Source organism: Streptomyces sp. NPDC005728 (genome assembly GCF_040630895.1).
In the GTDB taxonomy this organism is placed as follows: domain Bacteria; phylum Actinomycetota; class Actinomycetes; order Streptomycetales; family Streptomycetaceae; genus Streptomyces.
The window spans coordinates 1-24,609 of record NZ_JBEXYL010000112.1; the positions used below are offsets into that span (position 1 = coordinate 1).

Annotated in this window: 20 protein-coding genes and 2 pseudogenes; 17 read left to right on the plus strand and 5 right to left on the minus strand. The window is 70.6% G+C overall.

What is annotated here, in order from left to right:
* Positions 1-1,180 (minus strand): transposase (locus tag ABZ471_RS40875; RefSeq protein WP_359073955.1); only part of this gene is annotated, 1,180 nt, incomplete at its 3' end.
* A gap of 190 nt (positions 1,181-1,370) precedes the next feature.
* Between ABZ471_RS40875 and ABZ471_RS40880 the strand changes: the two genes are divergently transcribed.
* Genes ABZ471_RS40880 through ABZ471_RS40895 form a run of 4 tightly spaced genes read left to right on the plus strand, consistent with a single transcriptional unit; the run spans position 1,371 to position 7,054 of the window.
* The gene (locus ABZ471_RS40880) at positions 1,371-3,815 is read left to right on the plus strand and encodes an RICIN domain-containing protein (RefSeq protein ID WP_359073956.1); all 2,445 of its coding nucleotides are present in this window, start codon (positions 1,371-1,373) and stop codon (positions 3,813-3,815) included.
* 14 nt (positions 3,816-3,829) lie between these two features.
* On the plus strand, positions 3,830-5,851 hold the full coding sequence (locus ABZ471_RS40885) for a lectin (RefSeq protein WP_359073958.1): 2,022 nt from the start codon (positions 3,830-3,832) through the stop codon (positions 5,849-5,851).
* 43 nt (positions 5,852-5,894) lie between these two features.
* A complete protein-coding gene (locus ABZ471_RS40890) occupies positions 5,895-6,494 on the plus strand; it encodes a phosphohydrolase (RefSeq protein WP_359073960.1) in 600 nt (199 codons plus the stop codon).
* Between the two features lie 2 nt (positions 6,495-6,496).
* Positions 6,497-7,054 (plus strand): GNAT family protein, encoded by a 558-nt coding sequence (locus ABZ471_RS40895; RefSeq protein WP_359073962.1) that lies wholly within the window; start codon positions 6,497-6,499, stop codon positions 7,052-7,054.
* Between the two features lies 1 nt (position 7,055).
* On the opposite strand, the gene ABZ471_RS40900 is transcribed toward ABZ471_RS40895, so the two are convergent.
* Positions 7,056-7,961, minus strand: coding sequence for a LysR family transcriptional regulator (locus tag ABZ471_RS40900; RefSeq protein ID WP_359073964.1), 906 nt, complete (start codon positions 7,959-7,961; stop codon positions 7,056-7,058).
* A 140-nt stretch (positions 7,962-8,101) separates the two neighbouring features.
* Between ABZ471_RS40900 and ABZ471_RS40905 the strand changes: the two genes are divergently transcribed.
* The 7 genes and pseudogenes from ABZ471_RS40905 (at position 8,102) to ABZ471_RS40935 (ending at position 13,733) form a co-directional block, all read left to right on the plus strand.
* Positions 8,102-8,797, plus strand: coding sequence for a type 1 glutamine amidotransferase domain-containing protein (locus ABZ471_RS40905; protein ID WP_359073965.1), 696 nt, complete (start codon positions 8,102-8,104; stop codon positions 8,795-8,797).
* 144 nt (positions 8,798-8,941) lie between these two features.
* On the plus strand, positions 8,942-9,394 hold the full coding sequence (locus ABZ471_RS40910) for a hypothetical protein (RefSeq protein WP_359073967.1): 453 nt from the start codon (positions 8,942-8,944) through the stop codon (positions 9,392-9,394).
* A 59-nt stretch (positions 9,395-9,453) separates the two neighbouring features.
* Complete coding sequence (locus ABZ471_RS40915) at positions 9,454-10,140, plus strand: SigE family RNA polymerase sigma factor (RefSeq protein WP_359073969.1); 687 nt, start codon at positions 9,454-9,456, stop codon at positions 10,138-10,140.
* Positions 10,137-10,478, plus strand: coding sequence for a hypothetical protein (locus tag ABZ471_RS40920; RefSeq protein ID WP_359073970.1), 342 nt, complete (start codon positions 10,137-10,139; stop codon positions 10,476-10,478). Before ABZ471_RS40915 ends, ABZ471_RS40920 begins: the two co-directional genes overlap by 4 nt.
* 598 nt (positions 10,479-11,076) lie before the next feature.
* Positions 11,077-12,042 (plus strand): pirin family protein, encoded by a 966-nt coding sequence (locus ABZ471_RS40925; protein ID WP_359073972.1) that lies wholly within the window; start codon positions 11,077-11,079, stop codon positions 12,040-12,042.
* Positions 12,043-12,465: 423 nt separating this feature from the next.
* Positions 12,466-12,621, plus strand: a pseudogene (locus ABZ471_RS40930) (IS5/IS1182 family transposase); the annotation flags it as partial.
* Between the two features lie 650 nt (positions 12,622-13,271).
* A complete protein-coding gene (locus ABZ471_RS40935; RefSeq protein ID WP_359073987.1) occupies positions 13,272-13,733 on the plus strand; it encodes a GNAT family N-acetyltransferase in 462 nt (153 codons plus the stop codon).
* A gap of 341 nt (positions 13,734-14,074) precedes the next feature.
* Here the strand turns inward: ABZ471_RS40935 and ABZ471_RS40940 are convergent.
* A pseudogene (locus ABZ471_RS40940) lies at positions 14,075-14,542 on the minus strand (histidine kinase); the annotation flags it as partial.
* A gap of 187 nt (positions 14,543-14,729) precedes the next feature.
* On the opposite strand from ABZ471_RS40940, the gene ABZ471_RS40945 reads away from it, so the two are divergent.
* Positions 14,730-15,797 (plus strand): LLM class flavin-dependent oxidoreductase, encoded by a 1,068-nt coding sequence (locus ABZ471_RS40945; protein WP_359073974.1) that lies wholly within the window; start codon positions 14,730-14,732, stop codon positions 15,795-15,797.
* 152 nt (positions 15,798-15,949) lie between these two features.
* On the opposite strand, the gene ABZ471_RS40950 is transcribed toward ABZ471_RS40945, so the two are convergent.
* Complete coding sequence (locus ABZ471_RS40950; protein WP_359073975.1) at positions 15,950-16,900, minus strand: sugar-binding domain-containing protein; 951 nt, start codon at positions 16,898-16,900, stop codon at positions 15,950-15,952.
* A gap of 75 nt (positions 16,901-16,975) precedes the next feature.
* Positions 16,976-18,322, minus strand: a complete 1,347-nt coding sequence (locus tag ABZ471_RS40955; RefSeq protein ID WP_359073976.1) for an MFS transporter — start codon at positions 18,320-18,322, stop codon at positions 16,976-16,978.
* Positions 18,323-18,478: 156 nt separating this feature from the next.
* On the opposite strand from ABZ471_RS40955, the gene ABZ471_RS40960 reads away from it, so the two are divergent.
* The 5 genes from ABZ471_RS40960 (at position 18,479) to ABZ471_RS40980 (ending at position 24,180) form a co-directional block, all read left to right on the plus strand.
* A complete protein-coding gene (locus ABZ471_RS40960) occupies positions 18,479-19,285 on the plus strand; it encodes a DeoR/GlpR family DNA-binding transcription regulator (protein WP_359073977.1) in 807 nt (268 codons plus the stop codon).
* Positions 19,286-19,344: 59 nt separating this feature from the next.
* Entirely contained in the window at positions 19,345-20,343 is a 999-nt protein-coding gene (locus ABZ471_RS40965) for a zinc-dependent alcohol dehydrogenase family protein (protein ID WP_359073979.1), read from the plus strand.
* Positions 20,344-20,364: 21 nt separating this feature from the next.
* Positions 20,365-21,789, plus strand: a complete 1,425-nt coding sequence (xylB, locus tag ABZ471_RS40970; RefSeq protein ID WP_359073981.1) for a xylulokinase — start codon at positions 20,365-20,367, stop codon at positions 21,787-21,789.
* Between the two features lie 529 nt (positions 21,790-22,318).
* Entirely contained in the window at positions 22,319-23,821 is a 1,503-nt protein-coding gene (locus ABZ471_RS40975; protein WP_359073983.1) for a serine/threonine-protein kinase, read from the plus strand.
* A gap of 236 nt (positions 23,822-24,057) precedes the next feature.
* On the plus strand, positions 24,058-24,180 hold the full coding sequence (locus ABZ471_RS40980; RefSeq protein WP_359073985.1) for a hypothetical protein: 123 nt from the start codon (positions 24,058-24,060) through the stop codon (positions 24,178-24,180).
* The last annotated feature ends 429 nt before the right edge of the window (positions 24,181-24,609 follow it).

A 24,609-nucleotide genomic window follows, 5' to 3' on the forward strand; every position in this document is an offset into this window, starting at 1 on the left:
CCTCAGCGGGTCTTACGCCTTCGACACCAGCCGGGTTCAGACCTGCCCGGACGAGCATCACGCGGGCGGAGTTCTTGTCCCTGGGGGATACGGCTCCGCACGCGGTGCAGGCATACGTTCGCGTCGAAAGAGGCAGTGCGTGCTTGGTTCTCGCTCCGCACATGGCGCAGTCCATCGTGGTGTGCACGGGATGCACCAGGTGCACGATGCGCCCGTGCTTGCGCGCCATCTCGACCAGCGCCCGCTTCGCAGCGCCGATCGCGGCATCAGCCGCCTTACGAGCCATGGTCGTCTTCGCGAGGAACTTCGGCCTGAAGTCCTCCACCGCCAAAGCATCGTGGTCGCGTACCACCTTCTTGGCCCACTTTCGGGCCCCGTCTTGGCGTTGCCGGGCCACCTTCGCATGCAGCCTTGCCGTCTGCCGCTTCGCCGCCCGGTAGCCGTTCGAGGCGGCCTGTCCCCGCGCCGGCCGGCGCCGGGCCATCATCCGCTGACAGCGGGCAAGTTTCGGCGCGGCCGTCTTGCCGTGCTGCGGGTGGGGAAGGTCGTGGTCGTCGGATGTGGTGGTGGCCGTCTCCTTCACACCCCAGTCGATCCCGATCACGCGCCCGGTGGATGCCAGGGGTTCGACCGGCGCGGGAACGACCAACGAGGCGTACCACGCACCGGTGGAGTCCTGGTACACGCGCACGCTGGACGGGTCAGCCGGCAGTTCCCGCGACCACACCACCCTCAGCACGATCTGGCCGGCGAGGTGCAGCCGGCCGTCCTTGAGACGGAAGCCGCGCCGCGTGTAGTTGAGCGTGCACCTGGCTTCGCGCTTCTTCTTCCAGCGCGGCATACCCGCTCGCCGGTGCTGCGGCACACGGTCCTTGATGTCCTTCAACGCCTTCGCACGGGACTTGCCGAAATCCCGTACGAGCTGCTGCTGAGGAACCGACGAGCCGTCCCTCAGCCAGGGGGTTACCCGCCGGGCCTCGGTCAGCATCCGGTCCAGCCCAGCCGGACCGAGCTTCTCACCCTTTGCGTGGGCCTTCTTCGAGCGGGCCGCGCACTCGTTCCAGATCCACCGGCACCGGTCCCACTCGGCTTCCAACGCCATGCGGGCCGTCTTCGACAGGCGCACACGGAAGGTGAACCGGGCATACCCGGCCACCCCCGTGATCGCTCCCGTCGTCATGCACCCGAACCTACCCGGGAGGACTGACAGTTGAGAGCTCTCGATCACGGCAGGCAGCTGCCTCACCCCGTCGCGGGGCGGACGCCGAATCGCCCTGGCGGCGATCCGGCTGTCCCTGCCCTGCTCCGCAGGGGTCCGATTCCTCCCCGGCCTGAAGGCCGGGGCGTCCTCGAAGGTGCCCGGTGACGCGATGCCTGTGACGCCGATACGCTCCCTCGCCCTGCGCGCGCTGCTCGTGCTGGCGTTCCTCGCCACGGCCCTCGGGCTGCCCGCCGCTCAGGCCCGCGCCGCCACCTCCGTCACCATCAGCGGTACCGCGGCCGGCCGCCTCTTCGACGGCGTCGGCGCCGTCAGCGGCGGCGGAGGCAACTCCAAGCTGCTGTACGACTACCCGGAGCCGCAGCGCAGCCAGATCCTCGACTACCTCTTCAAGCCGGGCTACGGCGCGGGCGTCTCGCTGCTGAAGGTCGAGATCGGCGGCGACGCCAACTCCACGGACGGCGCCGAGCCCAGCCACATGCACACCGCGGACGACCAGAACTACCAGCGCGGTTACGAGTGGTGGCTGATGGAGCAGGCCAAGGCCCGCAACCCGCACCTCAGGCTGGCCGCGCTCGCATGGGCGGCGCCGGGCTGGATCGGCACGTCCGACGTGTGGACCCAGAACATGATCACCTACCTGGTGAACTATGTGCGCGGCGCCCGGGACGCGCACGGTCTGGCCATCGACTACCTGGGCGGCTGGAACGAGAACGGCTGGGATGCCGGCTGGTTCGTCCGGCTGCGCGCGGCACTGGACACCGCCGGGTTCGGGAACGTACGGCTGGTCGGCGCCGACGGCGGCTGGGACGTGGTGAACGACCTGCAGAGCGACCAGGCCTTCCGCAACGCGATCGACGTGGTCGGCGCGCACTACCCCTGCAAGGGCGTCTCCGAGTCCACCGGCGACCTCTGCGAGTCGCCGGCCGCCGCCCAGGACCTCGGCAAGCCCCTGTGGGCGAGCGAGAACGGCTCCCAGGACTACTACGCGAACGGCCCGGTGATGGCCCGCCAGCTGAACCGCGGTTACATCGACGCCAAGCTGACCGCGTACATGAACTGGCCGCTGATCGCCTCCCTGCCGCCCGGACTGCCCTTCCAGACCACCGGGTTGATGGTGGCACCGCAGCCCTGGTCGGGCCAGTACTCCGTGGGCAAGGGACTGTGGGTGCAGGCGCACTGGAACCAGTTCGCCCAGCCGGGCTGGCAGTTCGTCGACTCCGCGAGCGGCTATCTGTCCGGAGACCGCACCATCGGCAGCTACGTCACCCTCAAAGCCCCCGGCAACACGGCCTATACGACGATCATCGAGACCACCCGGGCCACCACCACCGAGCGGTTCACGGCGAGCGTCACGGGCGGGCTGCCCGCCGACTCCGCGCTGCACGTGTGGGCCACCGACCTCACCTCGGACAACCCGGCCGACTGGTTCGTGCGCCAGCCGGACGTCACGCCGTCCGGCGGCAGCTGGTCCCTGACCCTGCAGCCGGGGCGCATCTACTCGGTCGGCACCGAAGGCGGCCAGGGCAAGGGGACGGCCGCGGGTCCGGCGGCGGCGTCCTTCCCGCTGCCGCACAGCGACTCCTTCGACGGATACGCCACCGGCCGCGAGGCCCGCTATCTCGCCGACCAGCACGGGTCGTTCGAGACGGTGCCGTGCGGCGGCGGGCGCGGCGGGCAGTGCCTGCGGCAGATGGCGCCCGTGGCACCGGTTCCGTGGCACCCGCACGACAGTCCCGCGTATGCGCTGATCGGCGACAACTCGTGGACGAACTACACCGTGCAGTCCGACGTGATGTTCGAACGCACGGGCGGCTCGGTGGCCCTGCTGGGCCGCTTCGGGGCACGGGACTACTGGCAGGTGGGCCGGATCGACGCCTACTACCTGAAGGTCCGCCAGTCCGGCGCCTGGCAGATCCTGCGCGGCGACACGGCCGGCGCCCTGACCGTCCTCGCCTCCGGCACCCGGAGCGCTCTGGACCCGGGCACCTGGCACAAGGTGGCCTTCCGGCTTCAGGGCACAGCATTGACCGCGCTCGTGGACGGGGGCACCCTGGGCACCGCCCAGGACACCGCCTACGGCCTCGGCCCGGCCGGTGTGGCGGTCGGGGCCGGAGAGTCCGCCGTCGCCGACCGGTGGCGGAACGTGCAGTTCGACAACTTCTCGATCACGCCGGGCACGACCACCACGTACAAGATCGTGAACCGGAACAGCGGGAAGGTGCTCGCCGTCGGTTCCGCGGCGGACGGTGCGGCGGCCGTGCAGCAGACGGACACCGGTGCGGCATCCCAGCGCTGGCGGGTCGTGCAGTCCGGCGACTACGTACAGCTCGTCAACGCCGGCAGCGACCGGGCCCTGGACGTCCCCGGCTTCTCCACGACGCAGGGCACACAGCTCGTGCAGTGGACCGTCAACCGCGGCACCAACCAGCAGTGGACGCTCGGCACGACGAGCGACGGCTACCGGACGCTGGTCAACCGCAGCAGCGGCTACCTGGCGGACGTCAGCGGCGCCTCGACCGGGCAGAACGCCCCCGTGATCCAGTGGAGCGCGAACGGCGGCACCAACCAGCAGTGGCAACTGGTGGCATCGTGAGGAGGCGGATTCCCGTGATCAGCGTGAAGAGGTCGCTGGTGGCCCTGGTCGCTGCCGCACTGGCCCTGCTGGGCCCCGCCTGGCCGGTCGCCGCGCAGGGGGACGGCACCGAGGTGGTGGCCGTCAGTCCCTCCGACACCCCCGCACAGATCCGCGCCAAGGCGGCCTCGGTCACGCCGTCGCCCCGCCAACTGGCCTGGCAGCGCCGCGAGTTGACGGCCTTCGTGCACTTCGGCGTCAACACGTACACGGGTCGTGAGCACGGCACCGGAACCGAGGACCCGAACGTCTTCCAGCCGGACCAGCTGGACACCGACCAATGGGTGACGGCGCTGAAGGACGCCGGTTTCCAGCAGGTGATCCTCACCGTCAAGCACCACGACGGCTTCCTGCTGTGGCCGTCCCGGTACTCCGCCTTCGGCGTGACCTCGACGTCCTGGCGCGGCGGCAAGGGCGACGTGGTCCGCGACCTCGCCGCCTCCGCCCGCGCCCAGGGCCTCGCCTTCGGGATCTACGTCTCCCCCGCCGACCTGCACGAGGCCCAGCCGGGCGGCACCTTCGCCAACGGCAGCACGGCCCGCCCCCGCACCATCCCGACCGATCCGGCCGACGTGGTCGGCGGCCGGACGTTCTCCGTCACCGCCGACGACTACAACACGTACTTCGAGAACACTCTGTACGAGCTGCTGACCCGCTACGGCGACCTGGCCGAGGTCTGGTGGGACGGTGCGAACCCGACCGGCAGGACCCAGGCGTACGACTACACCGACTGGACCCGGATGGTGCGCACGCTCCAGCCGAACGCGGTGATCTTCCAGGACGTGGATGTGCGCTGGGTCGGCAACGAGGACGGGGTGGGCCGCCCCTCCGAGTGGTCACCGGTGCCGCTCACGGGCGACGCGGCCACCGCGGCGGACCGCTTCCTGGAACCGGTCGACCACCGCGCCGAGGACATCGGCGGCGACACCGCACTCGCCGCACGAAAGCCGGACGGCACCAGCGCCTGGAGCGTGCTGCGCTGGACCCCCGCCGAGTGCGACGCGTCGATCATGGTGGACGGCTGGTTCTGGCCGACAGGCGCCATGAAGACGCCCGCCCAGCTGGAGAACGAGTACTACACCTCGGTCGGCCGCAACTGCCAGCTGCTGCTCAACGTGGGCCCGGACAGCCACGGCCGGTTCGGCCAGGCCGCCCTGGACACGCTGGCCGCCTTCCACACGGCGATCGCAGGGACCTTCGCCACCGACCTGACCGCAGGCGCCACGGCGTCCAACGACAACGGCACCGCCAACAGCACGGCCCACACCCCGGCCACCGTCCTCGACGGCAGCCTCGACACCTCCTGGCAGCCCACCGCGGAAACCGGCGCACTCGTGCTCGACCTGGCCGGAACGAAATCCTTCGACGTCATTTCCGTCCAGGAGGACCTGAATCTCGGCATGCGCACCCGGTCCTTCGCCGTCGACCGCTGGACCGGCAGCACCTGGGCACAGATCGCGGCCGACTCCACCGTCGGGCACAAGAAACTGATCCGGCTGCCCGCCCCGGTCACCACCGCCCGCGTCCGGCTCCGCGTCACCGGCGCCCGCACCGCCCCGGCGATCGCCGCCCTCGGCCTGTTCCGCCGCCCGCCGGGCAGTACCCAGCCCGGCATCACCGCCCCGCTGCGCTCCGGCCTGGACGGCAAGTGCCTGGACGACGACACCGCGGGCACCGCCGACGGGACCCGCGTGCAGATCTACGACTGCAACGGCAGCCTCGCCCAGCTGTGGACGGTGAACAGCGACGGCACCGTACGCATCCTCGGCAAGTGCCTGGACGTGTACGGCGGTTCGACCGCCAACGGCGCCCGCGTCCAGCTCTACACCTGCCACGGCGGCACGAACCAGCAGTGGCGGGCCACCGACGAGGGCACCCTCGTCAACCCCGCCTCGGGCCGCTGCCTGGACGTGCCGGGCTTCAGCACCACCAACGGCACACAGGTGACACTGTGGGACTGCAACGGAGGTGCCAACCAGCGCTGGAGAGCCTTCTGAACCGGCACCTCCGGCACAGCACGAACGTGACTACTCTGCCTGGATGGCAGCCAACAACGCAGAGTCGATCGCGACGCGGGACACCGTCGACCCGCCGCTGCGGCCGCTTCCCGCACGGGCCACCGCCCTGCTGACCCGAGTTGACGCCCCGCCACGTCTGGTGGCCCACCTCAGGGTCGTGCACGACGTGGCGGCGCACCTCGTCGCCTGGGTGCAACGTCACTGTCCCGGACTGGAGTTCGACGCGCGGGCGGTGCTCTTCGGGGCCGCGACACACGACATCGGCAAGGCCGTGCACGTGGCCGAGCTGTCCGGTCCGGGCGCCCGCCACGAGGAGGCGGGGCGGGACCTGCTGCTGCACCACGGTGTGGAGCCCGGCCTGGCCCGGTTCGCCGGGACGCACGCCGCCTGGACCGCACCCGGGATCGGTGTGGAGGACCTGCTGGTGAGCCTTGCCGACAAGGTCTGGAAGAACAGGCGCGTACCGGAGCTGGAGGACCTGGTCGTGGCCCGGCTGGCCGGTGCCGACGGGCGGCCGGGCTGGCAGTGGTTCATGGAACTGGACGAGGCCCTCACGGAGATCGGGGAGGGCGCCGACCGTAGGCTGGCGTACCAGATGTCCCATCCCCTCACACGAAGGTGACCATGTACGCGATCTCCCTCGGTGACGACGGCGCCGAGCTGTGTCCCCTCGGCCCCTGGCAGGCCGGGGAGTTCCTCGACCACGTGGACCGGGGGCGGGAGTTCATAGGGCAGTTCAACGGCCTCCCGGACGTGGTCACGGACCTGGCGTCCAGCCGGGCGTTCCTCCAGGCCTACGCCGACAAGGAGGCGGCCGACGCCGGCCGCATCTGCGGGATCCGGTACGGCGGCACGCTGGTCGGGGCGGTGATCCTGCGCCGGATGGACGTGCCGCAGGGCACCGCAGAGGCGGGCTGCTGGCTGGAGCCGGCGGCGGTGGGCCGGGGCCTGGTCACCCGGGCGGCCCGGGTGCTCATCGACTGGGCGGTCCGGGAGCGGGGCATCCACCGCGTCGAGTGGTGGGTGTCGCCAGAGAACACGGCCAGTATCGCGGTCGCCCGGCGGCTGGGCATGCGCAGGGACGGTGTCCTCAGGGAGAGTTACCTGTACCGGGGGAAGCGGCACGACGAGGAGATCTGGTCGGTGCTGGCACCGGAGTGGAGGTCCGGTCCCCGCACCTGAGCTACCAGGTCCGTGCCGCCCGCAGCAGGAGGTCGCGGACGCGGATCACGTCGGGGTTGTCCGAGGCGCCTGGGCGCTGGACGAGGAAGCCCGTGTTGATCGGCGGGTCCTCCGGCTCCAGCAGCTCGACGAGCGCGCCGGACTCCAGCTGCCCGGCACACAGATAGCGGGGCAGCACGCTGAACCCCGCCCCCGCGACCACCGCCGCCAGCACCCCGCGCAGGTCGGGCACGGTCACGGCGGCGGTGCAGGACAGCCGCCGGCCGAAGACGTACCGCCAGTAGCGGCGGGCGATCGGAAGGTCCTCGGCGTAGGTGATCAGGGGTACGGAGTGCAGGGCGGCGGGTCCGTCGACGGGCAGCCGGTCCGTCAGCCGCTCGGCCCAGACGGGGGCGGCCACCAGGACGAACTCCTCGTCGGTGAGCGGCATGGCGTGGAGCGTGCGGCCGCGCGGGCGGGCGGTGGCGATCACCAGGTCGTGGCGGCCCGCGCGCAGCTCGTCCAGCAGCGGATCGGTCAGACCTGTGGCCACTCGCAGTCGTACGCCCTCGGCAACGAGGGGGGCCAGGGCGGGCAGGACGGTCGTGCACAGGAATTCGGCGGGGCCGGCGAGGTGGACGGGCTCCGGGCGCGTCCCCTCCAGCGGCTCGGAACCGGCGACGGCGGCCAGCTCGTCCAGGGGTGCGGCGATCCGGGCGGCCAGTTCGTCGGCCACCGGCGTCGGCGTGACCCCGCGCGGCAGCCGTTCGAACAGCTCCCGGCCGGTCAGCCGTTCCAGCGCGCGCATCTGCGTCGTCACCGTCGGCTGCGACAGGCCCAGCAGGCGGGCGGCGCCGGTGAAGGAGCCGGAACGGTAGACCGCGAGGAAGGTACGCAGGAGGTTCAGGTCGAGGGAGGGGATGTCCACGAGGCCGAGTATTCACCGGCCCGCTGCCCTCGTGGCCCATAGGATATCCAATGTCTGCCATTGACGCTTTCATTGGTTTCCTATGGGTGATCTCACCTACGTTCTCCCCACAAGCGCAAGTTTCCGGGAGAAGAAGACCCATGTCGAAGATCCTTTTCGTGATGACCGGTGCCGACCACTGGACGCTCGCCGACGGCACCCTGCACCCGACCGGCTTCTGGGCCGAGGAGGCCGTGGTCCCGTACCGCGCCCTCAAGGCCGCCGGCCACGAGGTCGTCGTCGCCACGCCGGACGGTGTGGTGCCACCGGTCGACCGGGCGAGCCTCGCGCCCGAGGTCAACGGCGGTCAGGAGCGGGCCGGCGAGATCGCGCGCGCCCTGGAGGAGATGACCGAGCTGCGGGAGCCGGTGAAGCTGGCGGAGGTCGACCTCGACGACTTCGCCGCCGTGTTCTACCCCGGTGGGCACGGGCCCATGGAGGATCTGGCCGTGGACGCCGAGTCGGGCCGGCTGCTGGTCGCGGCGCTCGACTCGGGCAGGCCGCTGGCGGTGGTCTGCCACGGTCCGGCCGCGCTGCTCGCGGCGGTGCGGGCCGACGGATCCAACGCCTTCGCGGGTTACCGGGCAGCTGCCTTCACCAACGAGGAGGAGATCCAGGGCGGGCTCGCCGAGCAGGCCAAGTGGCTGCTGCAGGACCGGCTGACCGAGGCGGGCGTCGACGTCCGGGTGGCCGAGCCGTGGGCCCCGCACGTGGTGGTCGACCGCAACCTGGTCACCGGCCAGAACCCGGGCTCCTCGGCACCGGTCGCCGACGAGCTGCTGAAGAAGCTGGGCTGATGCGTCAGACCCGCTGAGCGGCGGCCGGCCACACGTGCGGAAAATTGTTCGGCCGCCACCTGCAACCTCGCCCGGGGTCGGACGTCTGTCGGGGTGGAGGCCTCCACCTCGACCGATGTCCGACCCGAGCGACCGAAGGAACCCATGTCCGCACACCGTGTCCCCCGCCCTCGCCGCATGCGCAGGCTGCGCGCCGTTCTGGGGGTCTCCGCCGTCGGCGCGGCCCTGGCCGTCGGCGGCACCGTGACCGCCCAGGCGGTCCAGGGCGACAACCATCCCGCGTCCCGGTCCGACAGCACCGCCACCCCCGCGCCCGCGGCGGCCCACGCGACGCCGTCACCCGTGCCGTCCCCGACCCGCCCGGCGACGCCGAAGCCGGTGCCGTCCACGCCTGGCACGGGCACCCCCTCTCCGGTGCCGTCCACGCCTCACACGGGCACCCCCCGTCCCGCGCCGGCCACCCCGTCACCGGTCCCGTCCACCGCCGCTCCCGCCCCGGTGCCGGCACCGCACCACGGCCACCGCCCGACGGCATCGCCGAGCCCGGTCCCCGCGCCCGACCACGCCACGCCTGCGCCGGTTCCGCAGCACCACTGAGGCACGCCGGTGTGCGGGGAGTCGCCGGGCGCGGCTCCCCGCACACGGCCGGGAGATCCATGACGACAGCCACACCACCGGCGGCGGTCCTGCCCTGGGACCGGACGGGCACGGTGCGTTCCGCCTCGCCCTGGCACAGGTTCACGCACGCGCTGCGGAACCGCGTCCTCGCGCGCGCACGCGTCGGCACCACCGCCGACCCGGCACCGCCCCGCACCGGCGACGGCCCTGCGCCCCAGGGCCTGGCGATACCCGAACCCCCGCCCGGCATCGAGGAGTTGTACCACCACCGCCGACTGTCCTTGGTGCGCCTGGCAGTGCTGCTGGTCGACGACCTGCCCACGGCCGAGGACGTCGTACAGGACGCCTTCACGGCGCTGTTCCGCCGCCACGGCCGTCGGCTCGGCTCGCTGGACGACCCCGAGGCGTATCTGCGGACCAGTGTCGTCAACGGGGCCCGCTCGGTGCTGCGGCGGCGCAGGACCGTACGGGCGCACATCCCCGAACCCGAGCAGCACGCGCCCGCGCCGGAGGAGGACGTCCTGCTCCACGAGGACCACCAGGAGGTGCTGACGGCCCTGCGGACGCTGACTCCGCGTCAGCGTGAGGTGCTGGTCCTGCGCTACTGGTCGCATCTGACCGAGGCCCAGATCGCTGCGACACTCGGCCTGTCGCGGGGCACCGTCAAGTCCACGGCCAGCCGGGCCCTGGACGCCCTCGGCCGACGTCTGGAGGGTCTGCGATGAACGACTCCGGTACCGGGACCGCGTCGACGCCGGTCGAGGAACGGCTGCGGGCAGCCCTGGCCGCACGGGCGCAGTCCGTCGGCCCGGCCGACCTCCGTCCGCTGCGCCCGCCGACCGGAGCGGTCCGCCCCCGCCGGGTGGCCGTGCGCCGGGTCGCGGTGGGCCTGCTCGCCCTGGCCGCGGTGGCGGCGCTGGTGTTCTTCACCGTCCGGAGCGGCCCGGCCCGCCCTGCCGAGCCTGCCCACTCCCCGAGGCCGACGACCGGCACACCGTCACCGGTCCCCAGCCCCGTCCGCCCGTCGACAGCCGAACCGTCCCCCAGCTCGCCGGGGCCGTGAGGCGAAGCCGCACAGGCGCTGCGCGCCGTGCCGCAGCAGGCTCCCGAGTGCGGTGCGCCGGTGCAGAACCGCCTTCCCGGCACGCTCGGTGGAGATCGGTCCGGCACCTCGGAGAGCCGCTGTCTGGGCGGAGACCGTCGCGGCGCGCAGGCGGAGCTGCCGGGCGACCTCGGTCGTGGTGCGCTCCTCCGCCAGCAGGTGCAGCAGGTGATGGTGTTCAAGATCACCTTGACCGGCGCCTGCGGGCCGGTGAAGCCGCCGGGCTGCGGCGGGAAGCCGGGACCGGCCGGACAGGTGACCACGACCGGACGGTCCGGGAGGTCGGAGAGCAGCGGTCCCCCGGACCGGTGGAAGCCGGGCAGGAGAAGCAGCCCGCGCCCGCCGAGGCGGACGTCCCGAGGCCTGCCCGGGAGTTCCCGGACACCGCCGTACAGGCGGGCTCCGAGCGGTAGCCCGTCCAGCAGCGAGCCGACACCGTCTTCGGCGATTTGCACGGCCCGACGCACGAACTCGGCGTGGTGCAGGTCCTGCACCTGTGCCCAGACCCGCCCGTCCACGCGCTCGGCAATGATGACGCCCTGCCGCTAGGTTGGGCGGTATGAGCAACCTTGACCGCGCGCCCGTACCGAGCGTGTGCGGCGGCCGCGGATTCGTCGTCGCCGAGCCCGTCCGCGAGCTGCTGAGTCCTCGTCTGGTGAAACTCGGCGAGTCGACCGAGGTGCGTCGGCTGCTGCCGAACCTCGGCCGGCGCATGATCGGCGCCTGGGCCTTCGTGGACCACTACGGCCCCGACGACATCGCCGACGAGCCCGGCATGCAGGTCCCGCCGCATCCGCACATCGGATTGCAGACGGTCAGCTGGCTGCACGAGGGCGAGGTGCTGCACCGCGACTCCACCGGCAGCCTGCAGACGATCCGGCCCAAGCAGCTGGGCCTGATGACCTCGGGCCGGGCCATCAGCCACTCCGAGGAGAGCCCCAGGTCGCACGCCCGCTTCCTGCACGGCGCACAGCTGTGGGTCGCCCTCCCCGACGAGCACCGCCACACCGAACCGAAGTTCGAGCACCACGCCGAGCTGCCCACGGTCACCGCGCCCGGCCTGACGGCGACGGTGATCCTCGGAGACCTCGACGGATCGTCCTCCCCTGGTACGACGTTCACCCCGATCGTCGGCGCGGACCTCGCACTCACCCGGGGCACCGACATCCGCCTGCCCCTCGAACCGGACTTCGAGTACGGCGTGCTGGCCATGTCCGGCGAGGTCCACGTGGACGGCGTGCCGGTGGTACCGGGCTCGATGCTCTACCTCGGCTGCGGCCGCACCGAACTCCCGCTACGCGCCGAATCGGACGCCGGGATCATGCTCCTGGGCGGCGAGCCGTTCGCCGAGGAGCTGATCATGTGGTGGAACTTCGTCGGGCGTACTCAGGAGGACATCACTCAGGCCCGCGAGGACTGGATGAATGGGACGAGATTTGGGGAAGTGAAGGGGTACGACGGGGATCCGCTGCCTGCGCCCGCGCTGCCGCCTGTGCCTTTGAAGCCGCGAGGTCGAGTGCGCTGAACAGGTATTTTTCAGACCCGATGTCTACATAACCGGGCGAGGGGAAACGCACCTTTGCCCGGCTTGCTTGATCCGCGAGAGCAACCCCCCCCCTCACTGCACCCGTTCCGCTGGCCCTCGAAGCGCAAGTTTCGCCAGGCGTAGTCAGGTTTAGCCGGACTGATGCCGACCCAATGCTGACTCCACTGACAGGTGGCCAGACAACTGCGGGGATCTCAGCTCGCGCTTCCCGCACCCCTCTCACCACCGCGTTCTCGAACTCACGTCGTGAGTCGCCGACGGAGCAGGCTTCGCTCGGCAAGCTCGAAACCCTTCCTTCTTCGGAGCAATGCTGACTGGAGCCCCCGGTTGTGGCGTTTCCACACACAGAGAGGGGCGCGCCTTGCCGGCGTCCTGACACTGCGAGCGTGGCACGCGGCGGCGCGACTTCCAGCGGGTCGACAGGCCCTGCTCGCGGTGGCCCATCCGTGGTGCGGACAGACCTGCGCCCAGCTCGCCGCCGTTTCGGCCGTCCGGACCACCACGGCGTACCGGTACCTCGCCAGGGCCGGAGAGACCCTCGCGCTCCTCGGGCCGTCGGCCGAGCTCTCGTCCCTTGCCGCCTGAAGGAACGCAGCGCCGGCCACAGTCCGCCAGCGAAGCTGTGCACGGCAATCGGCCCGGAGTCGTCAGTAGCGGGGAGTGGGATCGAATAATTGCCGGGGGTGCTGACACTGCTACGCGGTGCTGTTTCCCCTGATCAGCAGCGTGGAGCTGCGTGCTCGAACCCCACAGAGGCTTCATGCCGGACAGTCCGCTCACGCATCGCGCACGCACGAAGCCAGCGTCCTGCAGAGCAAAGGGTGGCCAGGCTGACCCACTCGGGCGGGCGATGATGCGGACTCCTTCGCACCAAGCCGCTCGTAGACCGATCTCGGGACCCTGTTGAGCGAGAGCGAACGCACGGTGGACTGCAACTACGGCAGACCGATCGTGCACTGTCTGATCGGCACCTTCGTCAACCCACTGCCCAATCCCGCAGTGCCGTACCCACTGCACTCCGCCTCGTGGTGCGGTGTCACTTCCCTTCGCCCTGTTGCTTGACATCTAGGGCCTGTGTCGAAAGTGGCCGGTTGTGACCCTGCGGTCTGTGTTTCTATTCCGGAGTGAACATCGAGAGCTCCGGGGTGCCTGATGAGACACCGAGCCTCTGCGTCCGGCAGAGGACTGATGGCGATGTTGAGGAGTGTGTGCGGGTCCTCGCGGAGGTCCATCAGCTTGACGGCTATCCGGTGAACTGGCCTGATCAGCCCGTCGAGTGGTTGTCACGTGGTCCCCTGCTGGGCTCCTGGGTTGCCGAACTCGCAGGCCGCCTTGTGGGGCATGTCAGTTTGTCGCAAGGCGGCGAAGGCGATCTGGCCCCGATGTTGTGGAGCGAGCAGAACGGGGCGACGCGGGGTATGACCGCCGTGGTCGGCAGACTGTTCGTTGCACCGCAGGCGAGGGGACATCGGATCGGCGCACTGCTGATCGGCCAAGCAGTGGAGCAGGCGCGGCGTCGTGGCCTGCATCCGGTACTCGACGTCGTCGCATCCGATATTGCCGCGGCAGCCCTGTATGAGCGGCTGGGCTGGAAGCTGATGGCTACAGTCGAACAGCAGTGGAGCCCGCAGCAGACGGTGGCCGTCCTCTGTTACACAGCGCCATCGTGACGTGGTCAGTCATAGTCACTCGTTGATGGCCGCGACGCGGACGGTCACCTCGTAGCGGACCGCGAGTTTGTCGTACCGGGCGGCCACGGGGCGGTGCCTCTTGTGGCGATTGATGCCGCACTCGACCGCGTGCCGGGCCTTGTAGTCCTGTGGGTCGAACTTCGGCGGCCGCCGGCGCGGAAGCCGCGTTTCTTGCAGTTGCGGACCTGGTCGGCCTTGTCCGGGATGGTGCAGCGGATCCCTCGCCGCCGCAGGTCAGCGCGGTTCTTCCAGGATGCGTACGCTTTGTCGGCGCGCACCCGATCGGGTCGGGTGCGCGGCCCGCCCGGCCCGAGACGCGGGATGAGGTGTAGAGCCTCCCTGCCCCGTTCCGGAGCGACGGCCGTGGCATAGGCACCCGCGTCGGCGAGCGTGATGATGACCGACAGGTTGTGGCCGACGATGTCGTGCATCTCGCGGGCCACCCGTGTCCGTTCGGCTGCGACGGCGAGCCTGCCGCGTTGGTCGCGTTCGATCTCCAACCGGGCCGCACGGTCCCGCAGCCCGGCCAGCTGAGCCCTCCGGATGCGGATCATCAGGCCGAGCGCGAGGGCCGCGGTCGCTGTGCTGAGGAGAAAGAAGAGGGCGTCCCAGACCGCCACCGCCGTCGAGACCCGTGCCGCGACCAGGCCCAGCGCGCCCGCCATGGCCGCGCAGGCCCACGGCAGCTGCCGTAGCCGCCCGTGCAGGGCCAGGCTGTGCAGGGCGACGAAGAGGGCGACATCCGCACGGAGGGCGGCTTCGAGAGACCACCGCAGGACGAACACGGCCGTGACGCGAAGCTCCGTCGCGGGCAGACGACTTGGGAAGGTCATCTGCATCAACGGGGCTTCTTTGCGTCAGGCGCGACAACCGCGACCTGCGACGCTACAAGATCACGCGACTCCGCAACGGCTATGCGCCGGGACCTGCCATGCTGAGCAAGTTCGATTCCATCCGCATACCTTGGAGGTTGTGATGCGTGCAGGCATCGTGGTCAGCGCGCACCCCGGAGTGGAGGACCTCGCCGTGCGGGCCGAGGAGTTGGGCTTGCACAGCTTCTGGGTCAACGACATCCCGATGGTCCACGGCGATCCCTTCGTCGCCCTGAGCCTGTGCGCGAAGGCCACCAGCCGCATCAGGCTCGGCATCGGCGTGACCTCACCGGCGCTGCGCTCGGCTCCGGCCGCCGCGAGCGGGCTCGCCAGCCTCAACGCCCTGGCACCGGGCCGGATCATCTGCGGCGTCGGCACCGGGAACACCGCCCGGCGCACCCTGGGCATGCGGCCGACCAAGGCGGCCGGGCTGGAGAACTTCACCGCCGCACTTCAGGACCTGTGCGCCGGACGCTCGACCGAGTACCGCGAAGGTGACCGGGTCCGCGACATCCGGTTCCTGCACACCGGGGCGCACGTGAACACCGCCGACCCGATCGAGTTCGTCGTGGCCGCGCTGCTCGGACCGAAGGCCGCCGCCGTCGCCGGCCGCCGCGGCACCGGCCTCATCTCCTTCGGCCTGCTCGACCCCACCGCCTGGCACGCGCTGCACGACGCCCGCCGCCACGCCGCCCGAGACACACCGCGCGACCCCGACTCCCACACGGACTCCTACGTGGTCACCTCGCTCCACGTACTCGACGAGGACGAGGACCCCCACGGCGACGCGGCCCGGGACGCGACCGGCCACCTCGTCCTGTCGCTGCTGGCCTTCGCCGCCGACACAGCCGCCGAAAAACCTGCCTTCGCCGAGCAACTCAGGCCTGAGGAACGCGAGGCGGTGCGGCGGCTCCTCGACCGGCGCGGCACCACCGCCACCGCGCCGGACCGGCACACCAAGCTCTACCCCAACTACCTCGGACGCATCGCACCGCAGGACCGGGACCTGGTTCTGCCCTCGCTGATGAACACCCTGGCCCTGGTCGGCACCCGCGACGACCTCCTCGCCCGCATCACCACCCTGGAACAGGCCGGCATCGACGAACTCCTCATCCAGCCGGTGATCGACCCGCCCACCGAGATGGCCCAGCTCGCGAAACTCCTCACCTGAGCGGTCCCGCACGTCCATGACCTGCACACCTACAAGACCACCAGGACTTTGCAACAGCCCTGGGGCGGGGCTGTTTCGAGGTTCTCGGTGAACGCCTGGTCCAGGAGGCCGATTCCATCCACACTCCCACCCATGGAGCAAGGATGGCGGTGTCAGAGCAGGCTCTCGGCGACTTCGGCGTCCGTGACGATGCCGTTGAACAGACCGGTTTTCACCGCCGCCGCGGTGGCAGCGGTCCGTTCGGCGCCATCCGCCATCAGGATGACCTCGGGCACCTTGCGCAGTTCGTCGAAGCTGATGGCGATGACCCGTTCGGTGAGTTCGGGGACGATGATGCGTCCGTCGGCGTCGAGCAGATGACCGGCGACCTCGGCACACACCCCGCGGCGCCGGTAGTCCTCACGTTCGGCCTCGCCGAGTGCGTCATAGATGGTGGAGAGACCCGGCTCCCAGCCGCCGACGGTGACGACCGCCTTGGTCACTTTGCCGAAGCGGCTGACCGCGTCGATGACACCGGGCTGCTCGCGCAGCATCTGGGCCGCCTTGGCATCGGGCAGCAGCAGGGGGGCGTAGATGGGGTAGACGACGCCCCGGGCAATGGTGGCGGCCCTGCGTACGGCCTCCACGGCGCTCTTGTCGACCGGGCGCAGCGGAGTCGATCCGCACAGTTGGACCACCGTGCACCGGGCGAGCGTGCTCAGCTCGAGGCCCACGGCTTCGATTTCGGGGCCCCAGACGAGCCCGAGGACATCGTTCTCGGTGACGATCTCGGCGAGCAGGTCGGCGGTGACGGCGCCGAGGCGGCGGGTGGCCTGCACCGTGTCGTACGGGACTCCCTGCGGTGAGTCGATCACGATGGAGTGCCGCAGGCCGTAGCGCGTGCGCAGCGCGTCGGAGAGACCGGCGTCGAGTTCGGCGGGCAGGCGGATCTCCAGCCGTATCAAGCCGTCGCGGAGGGCGCTTTCCAGCGTCCGGGCCACCTTGAAGCGGCTGATTCCGAATTCCTCGGCGATCTCCAGCTTGGATTTGCCTTCGAGGTAGAACCGCCGGGCCATGGCAGCCGTCTGCACGAGATGTTCGGGGCCGGTGTGATGGGTGCGCATATCAGCCCTGACCTTTCCGGACACTGCACCTGATGCTCAGATGAGCATTATGCCCTCATATGTGCCTTTTCTCCATTAAAGCCCCCGGGAAGGCATTGTCAATGCTCGGGCCGGCTCCTGCTCCGCCTCAGGCGCGACGCCCTCGGTGCGGTGCACCGTGGATGCCTCGGGCGTCTTCATGCACCGCACCAGCACGCTACTGAGCAGATGCAGTGCGGCGTAGATCCACATGACTCCCTCGATGCCGATCGCACCGAGGAAGACCGTGCCGATGAGCGGGCCGAGGGCCATGCTGGCGCCCGCACCCAGCGTGTAGGCCGACATGATCTGCCCCTTGCGCTCCGGATCCTGCGAGGTCATGAGCGGTGGCAGGGGGACGTATCCAGCCATGCCGACACCCAGCGTGCCCACGGCGATCGCGACGAGCAGGTAGTCGTGGCCCACGTTCTCGGGCACGTAGTACAGCGCCAGGCATGCGAGGGCCGAGACCACGCCGCCGAGCCAGGCGACGGTCTTGCGCCGGCCCCAACGGTCACCGAGTGCACCGAAGAGTACGACGCAGGCGAGATTGCTGACCATCATGACGATCAGCAGCGAGGCCCACTCCTGTGCGCTGAAGCCGATGCGGTCGACGAGGAAGAGAGGGACGAAGACCCACACGCCGAACTGCGAGGTGGTGTTGATGAGCCGGACCACCGCACCCATACCGACGCGCGGCTTGGTGAACATGACGGTGAAGCAGCCCGCGAAGGTACGCGGCAGACTGACCCGCTCCGTCCCCCCGGACAGGCCCTGGAATCCGGTGCGGTCGCGCAGCAGGAGCAGGACGACCAGGGCTCCGGCGACGATCATCGCGAGGGACACCCACAGGGTGCGGTAGAAGCCGATGTCGGGCTTGAGGAGCGAGACCAGGGCGGATCCGATGACGGGGTAGCCCATGGTGAAGCAGAACCAGAACCAGCCGAGCGCCTTGCCGATCTGACGCTCCGGGGCGCCCGCCATGATCCAGACCATGAATCCGTAGGCGAACAGCGGATAGCCGAAGCCGCGCAGGCCGTAGGTGAACAGGATCAGCCAGTAGGAGTGGGCGGGGATGGCGACCGCGAGCATCGTGGCGTGGCAGACCGCCCAGCAGGCGGCGCCGGCCATCATCACCCGGCGCGGCCCCCACAGATCGGAGAGCCCGCCCGCCAGGAAGGCGCCCACGGCTGCGGTGACTCCGTAGACCGTGAAGATGATGCCGACGCCCGCCTCCGCGAAGCCGAGGTCGGTCTTGAAGAACGCGGGCAGATAGCTGGTCTCCACCCCGTCGCCGATCATGAAGAGCAGGACGCCGACATAGCCCCATATGAGGGCCCTGGGGATTCCGAGGACGGCGGGGCGGGGCGGCGACGCATCGCGCTCCAGGGGTGTGTGCAGCACGACAAGGACCTCCTGACGGGCCGGGCGTTCGCCCGTATGTGGCCATCAGACTGAACGACCTCACAGAGAATTTCAATGACTTCACAGATAATGTGTGATGTTCTAGGGTGAGAGCACGGCGTCAGACCGCCGCGGAAACGAATGGAGGTGCCCACGATGCGAACGAGTCGCGGCTCCGAGGCCGAGGTGGAGGAACGCCGTCAGGCAGTGCTGCGCCTTGTCTCACAGGAAGGAGAGGCCCGGATCGCCGAACTCGCCGAGCGGATGGGCGTCAGTGTGATGACCATGCACCGGGACCTCGACAACCTCCACGAGCGGCAGCTGCTGCGCAAGGGCCGCGGTGTGGCGACGGCCTACTCCAACGTCGCCATGGAGAGCGCGCTGCGCTTCCGGGAGTACACCAACGTCGCGCTCAAGACCGCCATCGCGGACGCGTTGGCGGAAGAGGTCTCCCCCGGTGACACCGTGCTGATCGACTGCGGCTCCACGCTCTTCCCGCTCGCCCGCAGGCTCGCCTCCGTCGACGGGCTCCGCGTGATCACCAACTCGCTGCGCATCACCCACCTCCTGGCGGCGTCCCCCGCCGAAGTGACGCTGCTGGGCGACCGCTACTACGAGGACTTCGAGTCCTGTGCCGGGCCGCAGTCCCGCCGCCAGTTGCAGGACATCCGCGCCACAGTCGCCTTCGTCACCGCCACCTCGGTCCGCGACGGCAGGCTCTACCACCCGGTACGCGAATACGCCGAGACCAAGCAGGCGTATCTGCAGGCCGCCGACCGGGCCGTACTGGCCGTCGACCACAGCAAGTTCGGCCGTACCGCCACCTATCCGTACGGCGATGTGAGCGGCTACCAGTTGCTGGTCACCGACACCGACGCACCGGAGGACGAACTCCGGGCCGTCCGGAACCTCGGCGTCAAGGTCCGCACCATCGACGTCCACGCCGACACCGACCAGAGCTGAACCGCCCCGAGCCGAGGCTCATCCCCGCTCCAGCCCCTCCCCCAGGAAGGCCCCGATCCATGCGTGCCGTCGTCGTCCACACCCCCGGGCACTACGAGGTCACCACCGTCACCGACCCCACTCCCGGCCCCGGCGAGGTCATCGTCGCCCCCGCTGCGGTGGGCATCTGCGGCACCGATCTGCACATCGTCCAGGGGGAGTTCGCGCCCACCCCGTACCCCATCATTCCCGGGCACGAGTTCACCGGCGAGGTCGTCGCGCTCGGGGCGGGCGTGACCGGGCTGCGCACCGGGGAGCAGGTCGCCGTCGACCCGTCGATGTTCTGCGGGGCCTGCCACTACTGCGCGAACGGCCGCGGCAATCTGTGCGAGAACTGGGGCGCGATCGGCGACACCGTGGATGGCGCGATGGCCGAGTACGTCAAGGTGCCCGCCGCCAACTGCTACCGACTGCCGGCGAGCATCGAGGTCGCCCAGGGCGCCCTGATCGAACCGCTGTCATGCGCGATGCGCGGCTTCGACGTCCTGCCGCGCCGCCTGGGCGACCATTACCTCATCTACGGCGCCGGCACCATGGGCCTGATGATGCTTCAGCTCGCCAGGAACGCCGGCGCGGCGTCCCTGTCCGTCGTCGACATCAACACCGACCGGCTGAAGGTCGCCGAACGGCTCGGCGCGGACGCCACCGCGGTGAGCGCCGCGGAGCTGGACCGTCCGCAGGGCTGGGAGACCGTCATCGACTGCACCGGTGTGGTCCCCGTCATCGAGGACGGCCTCGGCCGGGTCCGCCGCGGGGGCACCTTCCAGCAGTTCGGCGTAGCACCGTCCGCCGCCACGGCGTCCTTCTCGCCGTTCCGTGTCTACAACGACGAGATCACCATCGTCGGGTCGATGGCCGTCCTGCACACCTTCGGACGGGCCGTGGACCTGATGGCCAGGGGAGTCATCGACGCCGACACGATGATCACCCACCGCTTCCCCCTGGACGACTTCGGCACCGCCCTCCAGACATTCCGCGAGGGCTCCGGCCGCAAGATCCAACTCCGTCCACAGTCCTGAACTCCCCTACCGTCCGTCTCGTTGCCCGGAAGCGACACCACCATGCCCACCGTTGCCGGGGTGGACTCCTCCACCCAATCCTGCAAGATCGTCGTCTGCGACGCCGACACCGGGAAGGTCCTCCACCGGGGCCGCGCGCCCCATCCCGACGGCACCGAGATCAACCCCGGGGCCTGGTGGCAGGCGCTCCTCCAAGCGGGCAACGGGCTTCTGGAGCACGTGGACGCCGTCGCCGTGGCGGGACAGCAGCACGGCCTGGTGGCACTGGACTCGGCCGGGCACCCGGTACGCGACGCCCTGCTGTGGAACGACACCCGCTCGGCGCGGGCGGCAGCCGATCTCGTCGACGAGCTCGATGGACCGGAGAAGTGGGCCGAGGCGGTCGGCACCGTACCGGTCGCCGCCCTCACCGTCGCCAAGCTCCGCTGGCTGGCCGAGCACGAGCCGGAGCGCGCGGACCGCACCGCGCGGGTGCTGCTGCCGCACGACTGGCTGACCTGGCAGCTGTGCGGCGGACCCGGGACACGCATCGAACCGGTCACCGACCGTGGCGACGCCTCGGGCACCGGCTACTGGTCCCCGGTGGACGGCGCCTACCGCCGCGACCTGCTGTCCGTCGCCTTCGACGGCCGTACTCCCCAACTTCCGCGGGTGCTGGGCCCGTTCGAGGCCGCCGGCCGCACCCCGCAGGGCGCCCTCGTGGCAGCAGGGACCGGCGACAACATGGGCGCGGCCCTGGGCCTGGGCATCCAGCCGGGCGACGTCGTCATCTCCCTGGGAACCAGTGGCACCGCCTACACCTGCTCCGTACGCCCCACGGCCGATCCCACCGGCGCCGTCTCCGGCTTCGCCGACGCCACGGGCCACTTCCTGCCTCTGGTGTGCACGCTCAATGCCGCACGCGTCCTCAGCTCCACCGCCCGCATGCTCGGCATACAACTCGACGACCTCGGCCCTCTCGCCCGTGCGGCCGAGCCCGGCGCCGACGGCCTGGTCCTGCTCCCCTACCTGGGCGGCGAGCGCACCCCCAACATCCCCGAGGCAGCGGCCAGTCTGATGGGCATGCGCAAGACGAACATGCACCCGCACAACGTCGCCCGGGCGGCCGTCGAAGGCATGCTGTGCAACATGGCTGATGCGCTGGACCGGCTACGCGCCCAGGACGTCGACGCCCGCCGCATCCTTGTCATCGGCGGGGCCGCCAAGGCACCCGTGGTCGGCGAGATCGCCGCCGAGATCTTCGGCACCTCGGTCACCGTCCCGGAACCCGAGGAGTACGTCGCCCTCGGTGCAGCACGCCAGGCCGCCTGGGCACTGGCAGGTACTCCCGAGCCACCGGACTGGCCACTCGCCTCCTCGCGACGGATCCCCGCGCCCGCCGACGGCACCACCGGCCGCCGCATCCGTGATGGCTACGCAAACGCCCGCCTGTTGGTGTACGGGTGAGCACGGAACTCCTCCCGCCGAGGCAAGCTGCCGCAGCTCCTCGGACGCCGGCGCGACGCCCCGCCCGGTCTGCACTCCGCCGTCCCGGCCGACATCGCCGAGTCGTCCGCCGACGGCATGTCGCCGACGAACTCCTTCGTCGTCGGTACTGCTCCCTGCTGCCCGTGCAGGCAGCGGCGCCCATGCGGACTCGTCACGCCCGGCAGCACGATGTAGGGCACGATCGGGTCGTACGCGCAGGTGGCGGCCCGGTGCAGACCCTCGGTGCCCGTCGTGCACGCCCTCGCCGCGCCACCCGCTCCACGGGCGGCACCGTGACCGCCGACTGCCGCGGGCGACAACACCCGCCACTACGCCGTCCGTCACTTCGGCAACCGCCGGGATCAGCTCCCGCGAAGTGCGTGAACGCCCCGGCCGTGCCGCTGGACGTGGAAATCCGCCAGCACGGCCATGCAATCCACCCCGGCTGCGGTGCTCCCGCAGCATGTCCAGGCGCGCCCAGGCGTGCGGAGAAGGCGAAGGTCTCACAGTGTCCGATCTGGGGCGGCTCGTAGCCAGCCGTTACCGGCTCGTGGAGCGTGTGGGCCGCGGTGGCATGGGCACCGTGTGGCGGGCCGAGGACGAGTTGCTCGGCCGGCACGTCGCCGTGAAGAAACTCCACGTTCCGCCACATCTGCACGACGATGAGGTCCAGAAGCTCTACGAGCGCACCCGTCGGGAGGCCCGCAGCGCCGCCCGGATCACCCATCCCCACGTGATCGTGGTGTACGACGTCGTCGACGACGAGGGCCTGCCCTGCATCGTCATGGAGTACGTCCCGTCGGTCACACTGAGCGATGTCCTGAAGCGGCGGGGCGCGCTGCCACCCGAGGAGGCCGCCCGGATCGGCCGCTGCATGGCCGCCGCGCTGCGCGCCGCACATGCCGCCGGGGTGCTGCACCGGGACGTCAAGCCCGCCAACGTGCTACTCGGGAACGACGGGCGCATCGTCCTCACCGACTTCGGCATCGCCGTGGAGTCCGGCGCGCCGTCGTTGACCAGGACCGGCGAGCTGGTCGGATCGATCCGGTACCTCGCGCCGGAACGCCTCCGGAGCGGTAGCGCCGAGCCCGGCCCCGCATGTGACCTGTGGTCCCTCGGAGCGACGCTGTACCAAGCGGTCGAAGGGCGCCATCCGTTCCAACGCAACACCCCGATCGAGACGGCGTACGCCATCGCCTCCGACCCGTACGAACCCCCGCGCAGCGCCGCGCACCTGGCCCCGGTGATCGAGGGGCTGCTGACGAAGGAACCCGACCAGCGCATGACCGCCCACGAAGTCGAACGCCTGCTCGGCGATGCGACCGGAACGCAGGCGCTGCCCCTCGGTCCGCCCGCGCGACCGGAATGCGAGGCAGCGCCCGCGGCCCCTGTACGAGGCGGTAGGCGCAGACGCCGGACGGCGTGGTGGTGTGCCTCCGCGGTGGTGGTCGCCGCCGTCGCGGCAGGCAGCGCACTCCTGTGGCCCGAGGACGGAGCCACTTCGACGTCCGCCCGCCCGTCCCAGGCCGGCCCCGCCACCCCCTCCCCGAGCCCCCGCCCATCCCCGCTGCCCGCCGGATACCACCTCCAGAAGGCCGGCCAGGGCTTCTCCGTTCCCGTACCCGACGGCTGGCGACCCAAGGACGTGCCCGGCGGTGAAGTCGCCTACGTGGACCCGTCCGGGCTGGTGGGCCTGAGGGTCGACGTCGTCGAGTTCGCGGGGTCCGATCCGCTCGGGCACTGGCACGAGACCGAAGAGGACCAGACGCGTCGCGACAACCCGGGCTATGAGCGGGTGAGGATGGGCCCCACGACGTTCCGAGGACGGCCCGCGGGATACTGGGAGTTCACGTTCAGGGGCAAGTTGCGGGAATACCGGGCGGTGGAGATGGCCTTCGGCGGCGCCGACGGCACTCTGTACGTGGTCTACCTCTCCGCACCGAACGCGCAATGGCACCAGTACCGGCCGGTCTTCGACACGGCCGTCAAGGGAATTCGGCTCGCTGAATAGCCGTCGGAGGGACGGCTCCCAGCCGCCTGCCGGTGCCCGGACGGACGCGAGTCACGCCAGGGCTTCGCCTCCGCGGGGCGCGGGGCACCAGGTGCGCCGCGGCGCCCGGGCGGGTCTCGTCCGGCGACGACGACCTGCAGGTCCGCCGGGACCTTCGCGCGCCGTGGGGCCGACCACCGCGTCTCGCCGACGCACATCGACGCACGCCGACACCGGTTGCTCCGACGTGCCGACGCATGCGCAGCTACGAACGCAGGGCCGGCCACTGCCCGGCCTTCATCGGCATCACCGCGACCCTCATCCGCTACCGGCGACTCACCGGCCGAACGACCAGCCGGCGTGACGGCGTGACGGCGTGACGGGACCACTGTCCGAAGTCGGGGTGTCGGGTGTTTCACCAGACGATCTTGCCGAGCGCGGCAGACGAAGTCGCACATTCGGCAGTCGGGTTGGCAGACCCGGCTGCCGAACCAGAGGATCTTGGGTCCTGCATCCCGGCGTGCACGGGTGCCCTGCAGACCCCTTCCTCGGAGCGCAGCCAGCAGTCGCGGCTCGCCGACAGCGGGAATCCCCCACTGTGAGCCCGCACGCACGGTTGCTGAGCGACACCGGCAAGCCCCCTGTCACGGGGCGGCTGTGTGCCATGCCGCTTCACCGCAACACCTGTGACGAGTCCCGGAACAGGCCGACGACGGCGTGGAGGCCACTGCGGCCCGCAACACCACCGCGCCCGCGGTGTGGGTGTGGGGCGGAAAAGCCCGCGTCTGCACCCGCTACTACTCAAAAAC

Bases quoted from the DNA above. Each gene is read 5' to 3' on its own strand.
- ABZ471_RS40905 (WP_359073965.1), top strand. From the start codon at position 8,102: ATGTCGAAGATCCTTTTCGTGATGACCGGTGCCGACCACTGGACGCTC.
- ABZ471_RS40980 (WP_359073985.1), top strand. From the start codon at position 24,058: ATGCGCAGCTACGAACGCAGGGCCGGCCACTGCCCGGCCTTCATCGGC.
- ABZ471_RS40880 (WP_359073956.1), top strand. From the start codon at position 1,371: ATGCCTGTGACGCCGATACGCTCCCTCGCCCTGCGCGCGCTGCTCGTG.
- ABZ471_RS40890 (WP_359073960.1), top strand. From the start codon at position 5,895: ATGGCAGCCAACAACGCAGAGTCGATCGCGACGCGGGACACCGTCGAC.
- ABZ471_RS40945 (WP_359073974.1), top strand. From the start codon at position 14,730: ATGCGTGCAGGCATCGTGGTCAGCGCGCACCCCGGAGTGGAGGACCTC.
- ABZ471_RS40895 (WP_359073962.1), top strand. From the start codon at position 6,497: ATGTACGCGATCTCCCTCGGTGACGACGGCGCCGAGCTGTGTCCCCTC.
- ABZ471_RS40965 (WP_359073979.1), top strand. From the start codon at position 19,345: ATGCGTGCCGTCGTCGTCCACACCCCCGGGCACTACGAGGTCACCACC.
- ABZ471_RS40910 (WP_359073967.1), top strand. From the start codon at position 8,942: ATGTCCGCACACCGTGTCCCCCGCCCTCGCCGCATGCGCAGGCTGCGC.
- ABZ471_RS40925 (WP_359073972.1), top strand. From the start codon at position 11,077: ATGAGCAACCTTGACCGCGCGCCCGTACCGAGCGTGTGCGGCGGCCGC.
- ABZ471_RS40920 (WP_359073970.1), top strand. From the start codon at position 10,137: ATGAACGACTCCGGTACCGGGACCGCGTCGACGCCGGTCGAGGAACGG.
- ABZ471_RS40950 (WP_359073975.1), bottom strand. From the start codon at position 16,900: ATGCGCACCCATCACACCGGCCCCGAACATCTCGTGCAGACGGCTGCC.
- ABZ471_RS40960 (WP_359073977.1), top strand. From the start codon at position 18,479: ATGCGAACGAGTCGCGGCTCCGAGGCCGAGGTGGAGGAACGCCGTCAG.
- ABZ471_RS40915 (WP_359073969.1), top strand. From the start codon at position 9,454: ATGACGACAGCCACACCACCGGCGGCGGTCCTGCCCTGGGACCGGACG.